General features: G+C 52.4%; 12 protein-coding genes. 9 read left to right on the forward strand and 3 right to left on the reverse strand.

All coding sequences use genetic code 11. From position 1 onward, the window contains the following. Positions 1 to 89: 89 nt before the first annotated feature. The 3 genes from glnL to IT781_RS08765 all read left to right on the forward strand — a co-directional run bounded on the left by glnL (position 90) and on the right by IT781_RS08765 (position 4,707). Positions 90 to 1,136 carry a nitrogen regulation protein NR(II) gene (gene glnL / locus IT781_RS08755; protein WP_194969774.1) on the forward strand — a complete coding sequence of 349 codons (1,047 nt, stop codon included), beginning with the start codon at positions 90 to 92 and terminating at the stop codon, positions 1,134 to 1,136. Then, positions 1,129 to 2,550 carry a nitrogen regulation protein NR(I) gene (gene ntrC / locus IT781_RS08760; RefSeq protein WP_194969775.1) on the forward strand — a complete coding sequence of 474 codons (1,422 nt, stop codon included), beginning with the start codon at positions 1,129 to 1,131 and terminating at the stop codon, positions 2,548 to 2,550. Before glnL ends, ntrC begins: the two co-directional genes overlap by 8 nt. 615 nt (positions 2,551 to 3,165) lie before the next feature. Then, positions 3,166 to 4,707, forward strand: coding sequence for a cytochrome-c peroxidase (locus tag IT781_RS08765; protein WP_194969776.1), 1,542 nt, complete (start codon positions 3,166 to 3,168; stop codon positions 4,705 to 4,707). A gap of 150 nt (positions 4,708 to 4,857) precedes the next feature. On the opposite strand, the gene IT781_RS08770 is transcribed toward IT781_RS08765, so the two are convergent. Both IT781_RS08770 and IT781_RS08775 read right to left on the reverse strand, forming a co-directional pair. After that, positions 4,858 to 6,144: a TolC family protein gene (locus tag IT781_RS08770; RefSeq protein WP_194969777.1), complete on the reverse strand. Its 1,287-nt coding sequence runs from the start codon at positions 6,142 to 6,144 to the stop codon at positions 4,858 to 4,860. Continuing rightward, positions 6,131 to 6,745 (reverse strand): TetR/AcrR family transcriptional regulator, encoded by a 615-nt coding sequence (locus IT781_RS08775; protein ID WP_194969778.1) that lies wholly within the window; start codon positions 6,743 to 6,745, stop codon positions 6,131 to 6,133. Before IT781_RS08775 ends, IT781_RS08770 begins: the two co-directional genes overlap by 14 nt. Before the next feature lie 75 nt (positions 6,746 to 6,820). On the opposite strand from IT781_RS08775, the gene IT781_RS08780 reads away from it, so the two are divergent. Genes IT781_RS08780 through rsmA form a run of 4 tightly spaced genes read left to right on the forward strand, consistent with a single transcriptional unit; the run spans position 6,821 to position 11,294 of the window. After that, a complete protein-coding gene (locus IT781_RS08780) occupies positions 6,821 to 7,837 on the forward strand; it encodes an HlyD family secretion protein (RefSeq protein ID WP_194969779.1) in 1,017 nt (338 codons plus the stop codon). A gap of 3 nt (positions 7,838 to 7,840) precedes the next feature. Then, the gene (locus IT781_RS08785; protein ID WP_370526975.1) at positions 7,841 to 9,454 is read left to right on the forward strand and encodes a DHA2 family efflux MFS transporter permease subunit; all 1,614 of its coding nucleotides are present in this window, start codon (positions 7,841 to 7,843) and stop codon (positions 9,452 to 9,454) included. Positions 9,455 to 9,505: 51 nt separating this feature from the next. Then, positions 9,506 to 10,504 carry a 4-hydroxythreonine-4-phosphate dehydrogenase PdxA gene (pdxA, locus tag IT781_RS08790; protein ID WP_194969780.1) on the forward strand — a complete coding sequence of 333 codons (999 nt, stop codon included), beginning with the start codon at positions 9,506 to 9,508 and terminating at the stop codon, positions 10,502 to 10,504. Between the two features lies 1 nt (position 10,505). Next, on the forward strand, positions 10,506 to 11,294 hold the full coding sequence (rsmA, locus tag IT781_RS08795) for a 16S rRNA (adenine(1518)-N(6)/adenine(1519)-N(6))-dimethyltransferase RsmA (RefSeq protein WP_194969781.1): 789 nt from the start codon (positions 10,506 to 10,508) through the stop codon (positions 11,292 to 11,294). Positions 11,295 to 11,563: 269 nt separating this feature from the next. On the opposite strand, the gene IT781_RS08800 is transcribed toward rsmA, so the two are convergent. After that, positions 11,564 to 12,565, reverse strand: a complete 1,002-nt coding sequence (locus IT781_RS08800; RefSeq protein WP_194969782.1) for a chemotaxis protein CheB — start codon at positions 12,563 to 12,565, stop codon at positions 11,564 to 11,566. 738 nt (positions 12,566 to 13,303) lie between these two features. Between IT781_RS08800 and IT781_RS22835 the strand changes: the two genes are divergently transcribed. Continuing rightward, positions 13,304 to 16,300 (forward strand): chemotaxis protein CheB, encoded by a 2,997-nt coding sequence (locus IT781_RS22835; RefSeq protein WP_370526976.1) that lies wholly within the window; start codon positions 13,304 to 13,306, stop codon positions 16,298 to 16,300. Between the two features lie 31 nt (positions 16,301 to 16,331). After that, positions 16,332 to 18,386, forward strand: a complete 2,055-nt coding sequence (locus IT781_RS08810; protein WP_194969783.1) for a PAS domain S-box protein — start codon at positions 16,332 to 16,334, stop codon at positions 18,384 to 18,386. Positions 18,387 to 18,419 lie beyond the last annotated feature (33 nt).

The raw sequence follows: 18,419 nt of genomic DNA on the forward strand, positions 1-18,419 counted from the left end.
TCCAAAAACTGTTTAAACACAACCCAAGCGACATGGTCTGATAATTGCTTGGATTAAAGCACAGCATCAATACAGCCCCTAGAGGAACCGTGTATAAACGCATACTTGAACATCTTAACGAAGCCATTTTGCTGTTTGATCATGAGTTGAAGCTCACCTACATCAATACAGCAGGCGAAATATTGTTAGCCGACAGTGCGCGTCATTTGATAGGCCTTACTGCTCAGGATTTGTTCAGGTCTTCCGATCCGGCTCTGCTCCTGAACCTGCAGCAATGTCTGACGATGGAGGAACCGCTGTTCGATCGCGAGCTAACCCTGGACCGCATGGCGCAAACTGTTACGATCAACTTCAGCGCCACGCCGCTCATCAAGGAGCAGCAACTGGAGGAAATCCTGGTAGAACTGCAACAGGTCGACACCCACCTGCGCATATCGAAAGAAGAACAGCAACTGCATCAGCAAAACACAGCCCGACTACTGGTCAGAGGGCTGGCCCATGAAATCAAGAACCCGTTGGGCGGCCTGCGCGGCGCGGCGCAACTGCTGGACCTGGAGCTGCACGAGCCGGAGCTCAAGGAATACACGCATATCATCATCGCCGAATCGGACCGGCTGCAGGGACTCATGGATAAAATGCTGGGCCCCAACAAGTTGCCTGATAAAAAAGCCTTGAACATTCATGAAGTACTGGAGCGCGTCAGGCAGCTCGTGCAAGCCGAGTCCGCCGGCCTCAAGGTCAAGCATGACTATGACCCCAGCATCCCCGAGATTCAGGCCGACAGGGACCAACTTATCCAGGCCATCCTGAATATCGCCCGGAACGCCGCACAGGCTATGGAAGGCAAAGGTGAAATCATGATCAAAACGCGCATACACCGGCAGATGACCATAGGCCGGAAGCGCTACAAACTGGCCGTCAAAATCGACATTATCGACTACGGCCCCGGCATAGACGCCGACCTGCTGAACCAGATCTTTTATCCGATGATTACGGGACGCGCGGAAGGCACCGGGCTGGGTTTATCGATAGCGCAATCCCTGATCAATCAGCATAACGGCCTGATCGAATGCAGCAGCGAACCGGGCCATACTGTGTTTTCGATCTTTTTACCCGTGGAGCCCGGCCATGAATAATCTTGACACCGTCTGGATCGTCGATGACGACAAATCCATACGCTGGGTTCTTGAAAAAGCGTTTGAAAAAGCCGCCATCATGACGCGCAGCTTTTCCAGCGCGCAAGAATTGCTGGAGACCTTGCAGCATGAATCGCCTGATGCCTTATTGACCGACGTCCGCATGCCCGGCATGGATGGCTTGAAATTGCTCGATAAAATCCAGCACAGCCATCCTGACCTGCCGGTTATCGTCATGACCGCGCACTCCGATCTTGAAAGCGCGGTCTCGGCATTTCACGGCGGCGCCTTCGAGTATCTGCCCAAGCCCTTCGATATCAAGGAAGTTGTCGATCTCGCGCATCGCGCCTGCGTACATAGCCGCCAGCAGCGGGAACGGGCACGCGGCCATGAAGAAACCGCCCTGATCGAAACTCCGCCAGAAATCATCGGCGAGGCGCCGGCCATGCAGGAAGTCTTCCGCGCCATTGGCCGGCTGGCCCGCTCCCATATCACCGTGCTGATCAATGGCGAATCGGGCACTGGCAAGGAACTGGTCGCCAAAGCCCTGCACCGGCACAGCCCCAGAGCCCAGAAACCGTTTATCGCCCTGAATATGGCCGCTATCCCGAAAGACCTGATGGAATCGGAACTGTTCGGTCATGAAAAAGGCTCATTTACCGGCGCACAAGCCCGGCGGGCCGGACGCTTCGAACAGGCCAACGGCGGCACGCTGTTTCTGGACGAGATAGGCGACATGCCGGCCGAACTGCAAACGCGCCTGCTGCGCGTACTGGCCGATGGCGAGTTCTATCCGGTCGGCTCTCACTCATCTGTAAGAGTCGATGTACGCATCATTGCCGCCACGCACCAGAATCTGGAAGTGCTGGTCAATGAAGGCCGCTTCCGCGAAGATTTGTTCCATAGGCTAAATGTCATCCGCATCCATATTCCGCCATTGCGCGACAGGAAGCAGGACATCCCATTGCTGCTGCGCCATTTTCTGAGCCAGGCTGCGCTTGAGCTGAATACTGAAATCAAAACGTTAAAACCTGAAGCCGAGGCTTTCCTGAGCTCGCTGGAATGGCCCGGCAACGTCCGGCAACTGGAAAACTGCTGCCGCTGGATGACGGTCATGGCATCGGGCCGCGAAATCCATATCCATGACCTGCCGCCCGAACTGCTGCATATCCAGTCGGAGAAAGACACCACAAGCAGCGATTGGCAGTCGTTGCTAAGAACTTCGATAGATCAACAGCTGCTGGCCAAAAAGCCTGAAATCGCCAAACATATTATTCCGGCCGTTGAAACGCTGCTGATTAAAGCCGCATTAGACTATACGCACGGCAAGCGCCACGAAGCGGCGATTATGCTCGGCTATGGGCGCAATACCCTGACGCGGAAAATAAAGGAACTGGGTATAGAGGATGAATAACATCCGTTGTGAAAATTACAAGCGGGATGATGACGTGCAAAGCCGTTATATCTCAGTATTTCACCGCTCTTTTGTACACCGGCGCCCATTGTTTTATCCGAGGATTTGAAAAATGAGGATTGTAGAGCAGATTAGATGCTCAAACACTATGCCATCAGCCTAATGAGGCGGACAATGCCCCCTAGTGAAACACCACTAGGGAAAGCCCGCAGTACCGCTTTGAAAAATCACCGGCATTTTGCCTCAGGCTCCCTGTAGATCCGCTGACTTAGCCATAGCAAACCGTAAAGCGTATACCGTTCCTTGTCAATTCTCCCTTGGTTGTGCATTTCGATTCAAATGGCTGAGGCCCCGTTACCCGCTGCCCCAAGCAGAACCTAGGTATTCTCAACAGTTGTTTTTTCAATCCCTTAAGCGTAGCTTAATAACGAGGAGGTTGGGTTGCCTGAGTAGGCATTGTTCAGATGAAATGCTTAAAAATTTTAAATTCAGCCCCCTGCACGTTTCAACATACAGCTTTTCCTTTTTTGATCGCCTCATTCTTGCCTTCTACCGACAGGTAAAAGGCAAAATGTGGAAGTCCTCAAATTCAGCATTAAAATTAGAGGTAACGATATGATTATTAAGGCAAGCCAAACCTTGATCGCCACACCCGCTGTGGCCATTCCACTACTTCTCTCTTTCAGCACGAGCGCAGTCGCGCTCACACCCTTAGAACAATTGGGCAAGAATGTATTTTTCGACAAGATATCCAATCCCGGCACGCTGGCCTGCGCCTCATGCCATGATCCGGCAGTAGGCTGGGTCTTGCCGGATTCTAACATTAATAACACCATAGTGGTGGCGCCAGGCGCAGCACCCCAGGCGCTAGGCGTCATCAAACCACCGAGCAACGCTTATGCAATATTTTCTCCGCCTTTTAGTTTCCAACGCCTTGATAATTTTGAAGCCATAACAGAACCTGCACAAGTGGAAGCGCTGATAGGCAGAAACTTCCAGGGTGGAAGTACCTGGAACGGTTTCGCCGAAGGCTTCGGAAAAACATCCCCATCGGCCAGCCCTATTGGGGACGGCGGGGCCAGCGCTACGGTTACAGTGGATGACATCCCGCCGGCAAAGCAGGCCGAGTATGCAAAATTTCTTGGCCCTTTGGCAGACCAAGCCCTGAATCCCTTTACGAGTATTATTGAGCATAACATCAGCAAAGAGGGAGTTTGTGAGGCAATCCGAACGGCTGCATACAAAGATTTGTACAATGCCGCTTATGATGAAGCTATAGACTGTGCCGGAGGGCTTGAGACTAGTTTCAAGCGAATTGCACTGGCGCTCGCAGCCTGGGAGGCTTCGGACGAAGTCAACCAGTTCAGTTCCAAGCGCGACCAAGCGCTCGCAACCGATGCCGACAAAAAATTCCCGCTGGACGGCTTTACCGACGCAGAAAATTTGGGACACGATCTGTTCTATGGCCGCAACGATTCAGGCCAAAACCCTGAGGGTAAAAACGCCGGCTGCTCTGAATGTCACAACAGCGGCGCTGCCGATTCCGATGGTACGGAAGCGGACCAGCTTTACACCGACAACCGCTATCACCATACAGGCGTACCTTTCAATCCGGAGATCCCCGGGGTAGGTAAAGGGGTTGTAACGGGTCTGACCGCGCACATCAGTACTGCCAGACCGGAACTCATTGGTCAATCAGCTCTCATTTCCGTCCCGCCGGGACCTAACAGAGCCCCAACGTTGCGCAATGTAGCCGCCCCGGACGGGTTTATAAAAGCCTATGGTCACAACGGCTATTTCAAGAGCCTGGAGCAGATCGTTCACTTCTACAACACGTCCTTGGTCTTCAAAGCGGGCTGTGCCAGCATCAGCATCTTTTCCTCCTCGACGCCAGTCTGCACGGATGACCCCAACGCCACGCCCGACCCGAACAGCACAGCCGCAACATGGCCAGGTGGGCCGATCACCCGTTGCCCGGGCGACATGAAGGCCAGCGAGGCGATTGCGGCTAACTGCTGGCCGGAACCCGAGTTCCCGAATGCCACGACTCAAAGTATTAGTGTGATAGGAAATCTGCACCTAACTCAAGCTGAGGAGGAAGCGGTCGTGCAGTTCGTCAGAACTTTCACAGACCAAAATCCAGTCACCAGACCATAGACTTTAGTTGACCGGAACCTGATAAGGTAGTCGAGCGCTCACGGCACGCAATAAGGCGCCGTGAGCTGACATATTGAGTTCATTTAGGACAGCACTATCCGGCAAATGAAACCTGGAAGTAGCTGGAGTATTTCAAAGTACCGATTACTTTTACAATACCCCCACCGCACGCCGCAGGCGCAGAGCAGCCTGTGCAGCATCGTAATTGGCATTGTTGAAATTGTCATGTGAAGTGGTGCGCAGATCTTCGGCTTTCAATACATCGGTATTGGTCGACAGGCCCTGCTGATAGCTATCGGTGGTCACTCTCATGTTTTCTTCAGCCTGCTCGATGGCTTGTTGGGTCACGGCGACGCGTTTTTGGGCTTCCTGATAGTCCAGCCAGGCCTGGCGTACTTGCAGGCCGATAGCGCTGGTCAAGTCGTCGCGCTGTTCCTTCAGGGAGATGGCCTGCCGGCTGATGGCATCGCTCTGGTGGCGCGTGCTGCCGTCGAACAGCTTCCATTTGACACCGGCATTGACCAGCCACATGCTTTCAGCCGCCTGATAGCGGTTTTCCTGATACTGATAGCCGCCGTTGATGGCAACCTGCGGCAACACGCCGGCCTTGACGCTCTGTGCCTGTTGTTCCAGAGATTCGATTTGCCGCGTCAGCACAGCCAGCTCGGAACGCTGCTTCAAAGCATCATTATTCAGCGCTTTCAGGTCTTCCTTGGGCATTTCCGGAAATTGTTTTACCAGCTTGACCTCATCTTCAAGATTGCGGTCCAGCAAACGGTTGTAGCTGGCCTTGGCGATATCGAGCCGGTTGCCGGCCTGCACGACCTGCTGCTCCGCATTGACCAGTTCCACGTTCGCCGCCAGCACGTCATTGCGGGCCACCATGCCCTGATCGAACAGATTATTGACATCGACAACATGCGCTTTCAGGCTGTCGACATGGCTTTTTGCGACTTGCAGCGAGCTTTCGGCGCGCAATACCGCGATATAAGCCTCGGCCACCTGCATTTTTATATCCAGCTGGGCCGTGGTTTCATTGTGCTGCGCGGCCTGAAGGGATGCCTCGGCGGCATTGATGTCGTGACTGATGCGGCCGCCGGTATAAATGGGCAGCGTCGCGATAGCCTGCGCGTCCATATTGCCCGGCTGCTGAGTATTGAACTGCGCCGTTCTGCCGTCTATTTGCGTCACGGCACCCGGCGTTTCACTGCGCTGAGTATAACCGCTGCTGACATTAAGTTCCGGCAGCCGCTGTCCCTTCGCTGAATTCAACTGCTCTTCGGCTGCCGATGTATCGATTTTGGCAGCCTTGATCTGATGGTTATTATCAATGGCGCTGTTCCATGCCTCTTCCAGCGTTTCGGCCGATACAGCAGGCGCAGTGGTCACCAAAACACTGATTAGGCTGGCACACAGAGGTTTATTATTGGTCAGCATGCAAAATGCCCTGCAGATAAAAAGGAATGACTTCATTGATCACACGGTTTTTTTCGTCGCCCGAAGGCAACGGCCTGATTCCCAGCAAGCAAGGAAAATACAAGTCGCCTTTCAGCAAGTTGAAAAAGGCATTCGCCGCAAACGCCGGATCGGCAATGCTAAAGCGGCCGTCGTCATTCAGCCGGCGCAGATAATTTTCCAGCCCGGTCAAGGCCGGCAATGCGCCGCTTTCATAAACCAATTGCCCCAGTTCGGGAAAATCGCGGCTTTCGGTAATGAAAAGCCGGTAGCCGGCCATCCCATCTTCCGAAAAAAACAGATCCATAAACGACGCGGCGATTTTTTTCAGATTCTTTTCGACATCATCCGAGTCGATTACAGCCTCGCTCATGGTTTGCAGCAAAGAAGCGCATAGATTTGAAACGACAGCGGCCAGCAGCGCATTCTTACTGTCAAAATGATTGTACAGCGTGGCTTTGGAAACAGGCGCGGCCTGTGCAATTTTATCCATGCTGACATTCCGGTAGCCATGCGCCAGAAACATGCGTGTGGCCGCCTCAATAATGGCTTGCCGCTTGGGATCAATGGATTTTGAAATCATCGAAAGAAAACTATTTTGATAAATAAAACGGATGAGCTAGACTAAACTAAACCGTTTAGTTTATCAAGGTAGTTTATGCAACGCTCCCGATCCATTTTATTAGGCTTACTGTTTATTGTTGTCATCGTCGCCGCGGTCGGCTATTGGCTGCTTGACCGCCGTCAGTATGAAGCCACCGACAATGCCTACTTGAGATCCAATATCGTGCTGATCAGTCCCAAGGTAGAGGGCTATGTGACGGAACTGGCCATCGATGACAATCAGGCCGTCAAACAGGGCGATGTGCTGGTCACGATAGACGACCGCGATTACCAAGCCAAAGTCGCTCAGGCCGAAGCGGACATTGCGGCCGAAATGGCGCATATCGACCGCCTGCAGGCCATGAAGACATCACAGCATGCCCGCATAGAGGCCGTCAGGGCCAACATAACCGCATCGCAAGCGAAGCAGGAACAAACCCAGAAGGATTTATACCGCTTTACCAACCTGATCAACCGAGGCTCGGCCCCTGCCCAATCGCTCGACAAGATCCAGTCGGAATCCAAGCAGACCGGCGCCGAACTCAAAGCCACGCATTCGACACTGACGGCGGAACGTAATCAGCTGACTACGCTGGATATTGAAATCGCCGAAACCGAGGCGCGCCTGAAAAATATTCAAGCCCGATTGACGCTGGCCCAAATAGAACTCGAGCATACCAAAGTACGCGCACCGGCCGACGGCATCATTGGCAAGCGCGGCGTGCAGCGCGGGCAGCTGGTCCGTCCGGGCGTCACGCTGGCCTACTTGATAGAAAATCATAAGATCTGGGTCGAAGCCAATTTCAAGGAAACCCAGCTGGAACACATGCGCGTGGGACAAGCCGTGTCGGTCAAGGTGGATGCCTATCCCGGACTTGAGCTGCACGGCAAAGTCGACAGTTTTGCGCCGGCCAGCGGCTCCGAATTCAGCATCCTGCCGCCCGAAAACGCTACCGGCAATTTCACGAAAATCGTGCGCCGCGTACCGGTCAAGATTGTCTTCGATGCCGGCCAGGACATCAGCCTGCTGAAACCGGGCCTGTCCGTCGAAGCCAAGGTTAAAGTGCTGTAACTTATGTCAGCGCAATTACAAGAGCAGCCCGAATTACCAAACCAGCCGGAGGAAGCACAAAGCCGGATTGAAGAAGCCGGACTGACCACGACGCAGTGGATCGGCTTTTTCAGCATGGCGGTCGGCGTTTTCATGGCGGTGCTGGACATTCAGATCGTCGCCAGCTCGCTCAAGGAAATACAGGCCGGACTGTCCGCCACGCAGGATGAAATCGCCTGGGTGCAGACCTCCTATCTGATCGCCGAAGTCATCATCATTCCCCTGTCCGGCTGGCTGGGACGGGTTTTTTCGACGCGCTACCTGTATGCCATCTCGGCCGGCGGGTTCACGCTGGCCAGCCTGTTCTGCGCATTCGCCTGGAACCTGCCGTCCATGGTCATCTTCCGCCTGATACAGGGCTTTCTCGGCGGCGCGATGATTCCGGTCACCTTCACGGTCATCTTCATCCTGTTCCCGCCGCGCCTGCAGCCGGCCATGACCATCGTACTGGGCCTGATCGTCACGATCGCACCGACCGCCGGCCCGATTCTGGGCGGCTATCTGACCGAAACCTACAGCTGGCAATCGCTGTTTCTGGTCAACGTGGTGCCCGGCATTTTGGTCTGCATACTGGTCTGGCTGACTGTCGATATCGACCGGCCGGAATGGCATCTGCTGCAGAAAATCGACTTCATCGGCATCGTCCTGATCGCGGTTTGCCTGGGCTGCATGCAGTATGTGCTGGAAGAAGGCGTGCGCTACCAGTGGTTTGAGGATCGCCTGATCATGACGCTGACCCTGGTCGCGGCGGTCAGCGGCATCGCCATGCTGATCTGGGAATTAAAAAACCCGCATCCGATCATCGATCTGCGCGCCTTCCGCAATGTCAATTTTGCCGTCGGCTGCCTGTACAGCTTCGTGCTGGGCATCGGGCTTTTTTCGATCATTTATCTGGTGCCGATTTACCTCGGCAGCGTCAAAGGCCTCAACAGCCTGCAAATCGGCTATTACCTGATGGTGGTCGGCCTGTTCCAGCTGCTGTCGGCATTCATCGCAGGCCCCTTGGAGAAGAAAATGGATTTGCGCTGGATGCTGTGCCTGGGCTTTGGCCTGTTTGCGCTGGGCTGCTGGCTGAACGCCGGGCTGACGGCCGAATCGGGCTATTGGGAATTCTTCTGGCCGCAGGCTATTCGCGGCACCGCGCTGATGCTGTGCTTTCTGCCCATCAATACGCTGGCGTTAGGCCTGCTGCCGGTCGAAGAAGTCAAAAACGCCAGCGGCCTTTATAACCTGATGCGAAACCTGGGCGGCGCGATCGGACTGGCCGTGGCCAATACGCTGGTCAGCTATCTGACGAAAAGCCATTATGCGGACTTGCGCGAATCGATGACAGCCACCAACTATCCGGCGCAGCAACTATGGGAGGGGCTCGCCGAATCGATGGGCCAATTTAATTTATCCGAGCCTTCCTCGGCGGCATTGAAACAGATTACCGCATTGGCCATGCGTGAAGCGGAAGTCATGACCTTCAACAATTTGTTCCAGCTCATTGCTTTGATTTTTCTGGGCTCGCTGCTCATCGCGCCGTTTCTGAAAAAAGTGGACCAAGAAAAAGCCGGTTCGATTCAGATGGAATAATCCGCTTAATTCTTTATACTGTAAAAATCATTCATTTTTACCTGGAGCATCATGACCGCCAGCTCATCCCTACAACGTCTCGCCTTGACGCCGGGCGAACCCGCCGGCATCGGCCCCGATCTCTGCGTTCAGTTGGCCCAGCAGGATTTGCCCTGTGAAATCGTCGCCATCGCCAGCCCGGATTTATTGGAGCAGCGTGCCCAGCAATTGGGTCTGAAAATCAGGATAAAAACCTTTGACAGCACGCTGCCGCCCAGCCCCCAGCAAGCCGGCAGCCTGACCGTGCTGCCCGTTGAACTGGCGGAACCGGCCCAATGCGGCCGCTTAAACCCGGCCAACAGCCGCTATGTGTTGAAAACGATTACGAAAGCCACCAAAGGCTGCATGGAGGGTTTATTCGATGCGTTGGTGACGGGTCCCGTGCACAAAGGCATCATCAATGACGCCGGTTTCACGTTCAGCGGTCATACCGAATATATCGCTGATATTACCGGCGGCCATCCGGTCATGATGCTGGCCACGCCCGGCCTGCGCGTGGCGCTGGTCACGACTCACCTGCCTTTGTCGGAAGTCAGTGCGGCCATTACCCATTCGCGGTTAAGAGCCGTGCTGTGCATACTGGATCAGGACCTGCGCTCGCGCTTCAAGCTGGACAATCCCCGCATCCTGGTCTGCGGCCTGAATCCTCACGCCGGCGAGAGCGGCCACCTCGGCCGCGAGGAAATCGAAGTCATCGAGCCGGTACTCGACAGTCTGCGCAAGCAGGGCCTGAATCTGCAAGGCCCGCTGCCGGCCGATACGCTGTTCACGCCGAAATATCTGGCATCGGCCGATGCCGTATTGGCGATGTACCACGATCAGGGACTGCCCGTGCTCAAGCACATGGGCTTCGGGCAGGCCGTCAACATCACACTGGGCCTGCCGATCATCCGCACGTCCGTGGACCACGGCACGGCCCTGGATCTGGCCGGCACCGGCAAAGCCGAAATCGGCAGCCTGCTCAGCGCCATAGAAACCGCATTACTCATGGCAACCAACACACCCCGATAACATGGCCCATATACCACGCAAACGCTTCGGTCAGAACTTTCTGCACGATTACCGGATTATTTACGACATTATTTCCAGCCTGCAGGCCCGGCCCGGCGACCATTGGGTCGAAATCGGCCCGGGCCAGGGCGCACTGACCGAACCGCTGCTGAAAGAGGGCGTGCACCTTGATGTGGTCGAACTCGACAGGGACCTGGTCGCGCTGCTCAGGGAAAAATTCAAGCAGCGCGACAACTTGCGCATCCACAGCGCCGACGCCCTGAAATTCGATTTCGCGACGCTGGCCGACGACAGCCGGAAACTGCGCGTCGTCGGCAACCTGCCCTACAACATCTCCACGCCGCTGATGTTCCATCTGCTGGATAATGCGGCCTGCATACAGGACATGCATTTCATGCTGCAGAAGGAAGTCGTCGACCGGATTTGCGCCGCGCCCGGCAGCAAGAAATACGGCAGGCTCAGCGTCATGATGCAGTATCACTGCGCAACCGAACTTTTATTTGATGTCCCGCCCGAAAGCTTCGATCCGCCGCCCCAAGTCATGTCGGCGATCGTGCGCTTGATTCCGCATCAGCAGCCGCCTGTCGAAGTGCATGATGTCGCCAAACTCAACAAAGTCGTCACGCAAGCCTTTTCGCAACGGCGCAAGACGCTACGCAATTCCCTGAAAACATTGATTGCCGAGGAAGATATAGAAGCCCTGAACATAGATCCGACGCTACGGGCCGAAATGATTTCGCTGAGCGATTTCGCCAAACTGAGCAATCTGTTGCAAAACGATGCCGCCTGAGCTGCGACAATCCGCCACGCGACAATCTGCCACATTCTAAAGAATATTATTTATTGCTAATATAATCTCAATTCTTGAGATGCACTCTCTTTTTAGAGACTTTAGAATTATCCTCCTAATGTAATGCGGCCTTCGTGGCCGCATTTTTTTTACCTGCCATTTCCGTTTTATTCATGCACACGAGAGCCTTGTCTCGTGTATGACGCTGCCCCAGACAAGACCGGTCCACTCTATAGAATATTGACCAAACTATGGACGTGCGAGAGATATCAGAGGTGATCAAACATCTTATGATCGAGAGCCGCTTCTTGAATGTGCTTTAGATGCGATTTTGTGGTCTGTACCTGTTCCGCACATTGCTGTGCTGTCGCCTCGTCGCCGCGCGCGCGTGCCATCTTCTCCATCTCTCCCAGCAGCAGCATGCGCTCGTTGGCGACCCGTACTGCACTCCACAACGCCATTTCAACCTCTTCGTTAACATCCGCCATCAATGTCTGGAGCGAATAGGCATGGCCTGTATGACAGCGGTAACGGGTAATTGGCCCTTCCTCGATTTTGGTCAACACGCCTTTGCACTCCGGACAGGTGTTGGGTGAAATCGATCCTAACTGCATGATTTCCCCCGGTCTGACTCTGGCCTCCAACGTAACACGGTTTTCAATTCGGGGTGTGTCAGCAATTACGGCATCTCCAATATCGATGATGGGTTTATTGATCAATTGGGCGATGACTCGCGGCATATGAGCAACGGGGAGCGTGTAATCAACGTCCACATGCCGAAGCACACTTTCCGGCATCGAGGCGTGTTTGGCTTCCTCGGGCGATTGCACCAGCACAACGCCGCCGCGATCCTTGATCGCCCATGCCCCCGCAGTTCCGTCGTCAAGCAAGCCGCTAAGCACAACCCCGATCACGCGCGGCCCAAATGCATACGCCGCCGAGCGGAACAGCACATCGATGGCAGGACGCACCCGGTTTTCCTTGGGCCCGTGCGTCACCCGGAGACGACCTTCCTCCAACATCAGATGGCGGTCCGTCAGGGCTACGTATACGCGGCCCGGAACGATCGGTTCACCGTCAATGGCAGGTGTCACAGAAAGCGCCCCGGCGCGTGCAAGTATGGCATCGAGATAGCTTGGAATATGCGGAGACAGATGGAGCACCACCAGGACTGCGGCCGGCAATGTTGCAGGCAAGCCCGCAACGAGACTCTCCAGAGCAGGAATGCCGCCAGCCGATGCCCCTACGACAATAATATCTCGGTGAGCCATAAATCCTCCGGGTTAAAACGCCTGTCAATGCGACCGCCTGTACATCAGGCCTTTTGCATGATATGCGTAGCGGAAGCGGTCCTGCAAAAATTATCCGACTCGGACTGTCCCGCCATCCAAATAACTAAAGACAAAAATTATATTTAAGGATTCAACTTCCAAACTGGCAGACATCGCACATCCCGATGATGCCCTATTTGAATAAGCGTTTCGGGTCGAATGAATTCGACCCTACAACGGCGTAACATCAGTTAATAATTTCTGTTGTAAGTGCAGCCTTACTCAGTGAAATCACTTATATTCATAAATCGTAAGGCTGGTTATACTTCAGCCTTGCTACCGAATTTTTTATTCGGTAAATAATCGCTGGCCGAATAATAAGCCGAAAATGGCAACAATTAGGAAGGGTTTACTTAGAATATAAAAGGTCATCTCATAAATTTCTTTCATATCCTGTTCGTTATCAACTTTAACGAGCCAAACTGATTCCAGGCAGGTTATATTCAAATAGTTCGAGATATTTTTATAAACCCGAACGTCCTCATCCTCTCTACTGTCTATATGTCATTCGTAGACTACAAAAGCGGATGGATCGGTTTGACTTTGTGCCAAATTGGCTGAATTCAGCCACAATTCGCCTAAAAAATCGGCAATTATCAGATTCGGTCCGAACTTATAAACCCAAAACATCGAGGGCGATTGTTTATTTTTACCCAGTAATTAATCGTTTATATATCAGTGAAAAAAAGTTCGTCAGTTGATCATACATTCCCTATTGTGGGCATAGGCGCCTCGGCAGGCGGCCTGGAAGCCCTGCAAGAGTTTTTTGGAGCCATGCCGGCCGATAAAGAACTCGCTTTTGTCATCGTTGTGCACTTAGACCCCAATCACGTCAGTCTGTTGCCCAACCTGTTGCAAAAACACACGACAATCAAAATCGCCCAGATTACTGACGGCCTGCAGGTTAAGCCGAACAACATCTACATTATTCCGCCCAATAAAAGCCTGACTATTTTCAACGGAAAACTGCATCTGGCGGAGCTGGGGTCTCCCCGCTTCAGCCATTTGCCCATCGATATTTTCTTCCGTTCGCTGGCTCAGGACCAGGGCGACAAGGCGATCGGCATTGTTCTATCGGGCACCGGCTCCGATGGCAGTCTGGGTTTGATGGAAATCAAGGCGGCAAACGGGCTCGTGATCGTGCAGGATGAAGCGTCCGCTCAATATACCGGTATGCCGAAAAGCGCCATCAATACAGGCGTTGCCGATTTCATACTGTCGCCCGACAAAATGCCGGCCCAACTCATCCAATATTCTCAGTACCGGGAGGGTATCAATGATCGCCACATCGTCCAATTACAGAATATCGACGTTTTTCTGCAAAAAATATTTTTTCTGATTCACAATCAGACCGGCCACGATTTCTCGATGTATAAAAAAAACACGATCTGCCGGCGCATCGAACGACGCATGCAATTGCGGCAAATAAGCAATATGGCAGACTATGTCACTTTCTTGCAGAAAAACGAGCAGGAGATTGGCATCCTGGCCAACGAACTATTCATCGGCGTGACCAGTTTTTTCCGGGATACTGAAGCCTATGATGTGCTCCAGAGCAAGATTCTGCCGGCATTCCTCAACCAAAAGCCCAACAATTATACCCTGCGTGTCTGGGTTCCCGGCTGCAGCACAGGCGAAGAAGCCTATTCCATCGCGATCATTATTCAGGAATGCCTCGATAATATAAAACATGCCATCAACGTGCAGATTTTCGGCACCGATATTAATGAAAATGCCATTGAAAAAGCGCGCAGAGGGATTTACCTGTCCGGCATTGAAAACGTCGATATCAGCCCTGAGCGCCTCAAACGCTTTTTTATCAAGGAAGACAATAGCTACCGGATTAAGAAATCCATTCGGGAAATGGTGGTCTTCGCGCCCCAAAATATCATTAGCGATCCGCCTTTTACCAAGCTGGACATTATCAGTTGCAGAAATCTGCTGATTTATTTCAGATCGGAATTGCAAAGAAAAGTCCTGCAAACATTCCATTACAGCTTAAAAGAAGATGGCATCATGTTTCTGGGCCCTTCAGAAACAACGGGGCAATCCGATCGTTTTTTCTCCGTACTGGACAAAAAATGGAAAGTTTTCCGTCGAACCCCTGTTGCCGAAACGATTCCCAGATCCCTGCATCTCCTTGAATCACCGTCTCATTCGATGATCAACGACGATATGAAAATGCCCGACTCTATGCAGAAAGCAGAAGAATTAAGTATCATGCAACTGGTTGAAGCTATCCTCAGGCATAGCTCGGTGCCGCCCTGCGCGATTATCGACGCCAAGAGCAACATCATCTATGTGCATGGCAGGCTGGGCAAATATCTGGAACCTGCGGAGGGTAAAATCAGCGTCAATATTGTCGACATGGCTCGTTTCGGACTAAAAACGGAACTGGCGGCCGGGATTCGTCAGGCCTCCCAGAGCCGAAAAAAAGTACAGAAAAAAGTCTATGCCATCCAGCAGGATGGCAGCCAGATCAGTGTAGATATGACGATCAGCCCCATTATGGAGTTCTCGCCCATCCCTGGACTTATCATGGTGACTTTCGAAGATGTGTCGATGGAAAATCTGATAAAAACGGAAACAGCAAAGCTCTTGCCGACCACGGCGGAAGAAGTCGCAAAGCTGCAGCAGCAATTGGATTTCACTAAAGAAAGCCTGCAAACCACCATCGAAGAACTGGAAACCTCAAATGAAGAACTCAAATCGACCAACGAAGAGCTCCAGTCCACCAATGAGGAATTGCAGAGCACGAATGAAGAACTGGAAACGTCAAAAGAAGAATTGCAGTCGCTGAATGAAGAGGCCGTGACCGTCAATGCGGAGCTGCAAAGCCGTATCGACGAATTGCAGACCGCCAATGACGATATGAAGAACCTGTTTGACAGCACGCAGGTTGCCACGCTGTTTCTGGACACCAAATTCTGTATCCGCCGTTTTACACCCAAAGTCAAGGAACTCATCAACTTGGAGGCCGGCGATGTCGGGCGCCCGATTGCCCATTTTTCCTCCTCTCTGCAAAATCCGGATTTGACGGGCCATGCCAGTGAAGTGCTGAGAACGCTCAGTAAGCATGAATCTGAAATCTGCGATGATCAAGGCCGCTGTTTTTGTGTACGCATCCTGCCCTATCGCACTACCAATAATGTCATTGATGGCGTAGTCATTACCTTTGAAGACATTACCGTTAGGAAAGAAGTCGAGCAAGCCCTCATCAATAACGAGAAACGCTATAAACGCATGATTGATTTCTGCCCCGTCCCGATGTGGGAAAACGATTTTTCCAAGGTTGCACAGACTTTACACGCGCTTCATGATCAAGGCGTAACTGATCTTGCCGCTTATCTGGATAAACATCCACAGGAGCTGAAAGAACTGTTAAAAAAAGTGCAGGTTTCGCATGTCAATAATGCGGCTATGGTGTTGTTCAGAGCCGGCGACAAGGAAAAGCTGGCATTAACTATCCAGGGATTACTTACCCGGCGTTCAATCCAGCCTTTTATAACGCAGCTGCTGGCCATCTGGGACAGAAAAGACAAGTTCAGCTTTGAATGCCATTGCGAAGACCTGCAGGGAAATCCATTAACTTTAAATCTGGAATGGGCGGTCCCCACGGATGAGGACCGGTTAAATTACGACAACGTGATTGTCGCGTTGCCACGCTTACGTTAGCAGCACATATCGACGTATCGGGGTTAAGCTTATGTTAAACAAAGTGGATAAATTCTATGAATTGAGGCGGCGGGCGAAAGAGCTATTAACTGCACATCATCCATCATCAGCTCCCTATTCAATGGAAGAACTCCTTAACCTGTTGCAGGAATTGGATACGCACCGGATCGAACTGGAATTACAAAACGACGAGCTGCTCAAAACCCAACAACAACTTCAGGAAACAACGCAGGAATATCTCGATTTTTATCATTATTCCCCGGTCGGCTACCTCACTCTCAACAGTGAAGGCATCATTCTTAAAGCCAACATGACGCTACGCGGCCTGTTCGGCATTGAACAAAAAGCCATTATCAATAAGCCTTTTTCCGATTTTGTGCTGGACCTCGACCAGGATGTCTTATATTTCTATCGTCAGGCCTTGTTAAACCATAAAAGCGTCCAAAGCTGCGAATTGCGTTTGCGCAGAAGTGATGGCCAAACGGTATGGGTTAAGCTGTCTGGCTTGTCTCAAAAAGCCCAGCGAGGGCATCATTTCAGGCTGGCAGTCACAGACATCCATGAATTAAAGGAAACGGAAGCACTGCTGAGCGAAAATGAAGCGGATTTGCGCGCCATTTTCGATAGCGTCATCGCTGGTATTATCAGAGTTAATGAGCGCGGCTTCATCGAATCGGCCAATGCCGCTGCCGAGAGTATTTTCGGCTTTTCCACTGCGGAAATGATCGACAGCCCTATCAGCGGATTAATGCCCAAACTCGACTGGAAGGCATATGAAGCTCAACTGGCTTGCCGTAAAGACGATTGCAAAGATCAGATTGCCGGCATCCGGCAAGAGCTGGAGGGCCTTAGAAAAGACGGTTCGCTGTTTCCGGTAGATATCGGCATCAGTGAAATCGGCAATGGCAAATCCCGTGACTTCATTATCACTATCCATGACATCACCGAACGCAAGCAGATGGAAATAGCGCTTCGGCAAGCCGATCATCAGAAAAATGAATTTCTGGCCATGCTGGGACACGAACTCAGAAATCCTCTGGCCCCTATCCGCAATGCCGTGCAGGTGTTGAAAACTCAAGGTTCCGTGAACCCCACGCTGGACTGGTGCGGCAAGATCATCGACCGGCAGGTCAATCATATGGCATTATTGCTCGACGATTTGCTGGACGTAGCTCGCATCATGCGGGACAAAATCACGCTTAAGATTGACCTTGTCGACTGCAACGAGATTATAGACAGTGCCGTAGAAATCAACTTGCCGCTGATACAGTCCCGCCAACAGGAGCTGGTCGTTTCCCGCCCGGAAACACCGATATGGATCGAAGGTGATCGTGTCCGATTGACTCAGGCGCTGTCCAATCTGTTGAACAACGCCACCAAGTACACTGATGAGAAAGGCAGGATCATCCTGAAGGTGATGCAGGAAAATGGCGGCTTGGTGATTAAAGTACAAGACAACGGATCAGGCATTCCGCCGGAGATACTGCCTCACATTTTTGACCTTTTTACTCAGGCCGACTCTTCTTTGGCCCGATCCCAAGGCGGTCTAGGCATCGGACTTACGCTGGCGCGCAGATTGGTCGAAATGCATGGAGGAACGATCAGTGCATCCAGTGCGGGCAGTCAGCAGGGTAGTGAATTCATTATGCGTCTGCCATTATCCGATGCGTCTGCGGCTGTCGAATCAACACAAACCGACACTGCTCTGCTAAAAGACAGGCTGCGTATCTTACTGATAGATGATAATGCCGATGTCGCGGAAAGTCTTGCCCTCCTGCTGCAGATAGAAGGGCACGAGGTCGATACTGCAGACTGCGGCTTAAAAGGCATAGAAAAAGCACAGGCTTTCCGGCCTCAAGCTGTCCTGCTGGACATCGGCCTTCCTGATATTAGTGGTTATGAAGTTGCCAGACGGTTGCGCGAGTTGCCGGAAACACGACAAGCGTGCTTAGTCGCCATCAGCGGATATGGACAGCCTGAAGATCACGAGCAGTCAAAGTCCGCCGGCTTCGACCATCATCTGCTTAAACCAGTAGATCCCTCGAATTTATTTGCTTTGTTGGCGACTTTAAAGAACCAAACCTAAATTTTTGGCAGTTATTAAGCATCACTGTGCCGC

It is taken from the genome of Methylobacter sp. BlB1, assembly GCF_015476545.1.
Taxonomy (GTDB): Bacteria; Pseudomonadota; Gammaproteobacteria; order Methylococcales; family Methylomonadaceae; genus Methylobacter.

Excerpts from the sequence above, each read along its gene's own strand:
- pdxA (WP_194969780.1), top strand. The coding sequence starts at position 9,506 with ATGACCGCCAGCTCATCCCTACAACGTCTCGCCTTGACGCCGGGCGAA.
- rsmA (WP_194969781.1), top strand. The coding sequence starts at position 10,506 with ATGGCCCATATACCACGCAAACGCTTCGGTCAGAACTTTCTGCACGAT.
- IT781_RS08770 (WP_194969777.1), bottom strand. The coding sequence starts at position 6,144 with ATGCTGACCAATAATAAACCTCTGTGTGCCAGCCTAATCAGTGTTTTG.
- ntrC (WP_194969775.1), top strand. The coding sequence starts at position 1,129 with ATGAATAATCTTGACACCGTCTGGATCGTCGATGACGACAAATCCATA.
- IT781_RS08775 (WP_194969778.1), bottom strand. The coding sequence starts at position 6,745 with ATGATTTCAAAATCCATTGATCCCAAGCGGCAAGCCATTATTGAGGCG.
- IT781_RS08780 (WP_194969779.1), top strand. The coding sequence starts at position 6,821 with ATGCAACGCTCCCGATCCATTTTATTAGGCTTACTGTTTATTGTTGTC.
- IT781_RS08810 (WP_194969783.1), top strand. The coding sequence starts at position 16,332 with ATGTTAAACAAAGTGGATAAATTCTATGAATTGAGGCGGCGGGCGAAA.
- IT781_RS08765 (WP_194969776.1), top strand. The coding sequence starts at position 3,166 with ATGATTATTAAGGCAAGCCAAACCTTGATCGCCACACCCGCTGTGGCC.
- IT781_RS08800 (WP_194969782.1), bottom strand. The coding sequence starts at position 12,565 with ATGGCTCACCGAGATATTATTGTCGTAGGGGCATCGGCTGGCGGCATT.
- IT781_RS08785 (WP_370526975.1), top strand. The coding sequence starts at position 7,841 with ATGTCAGCGCAATTACAAGAGCAGCCCGAATTACCAAACCAGCCGGAG.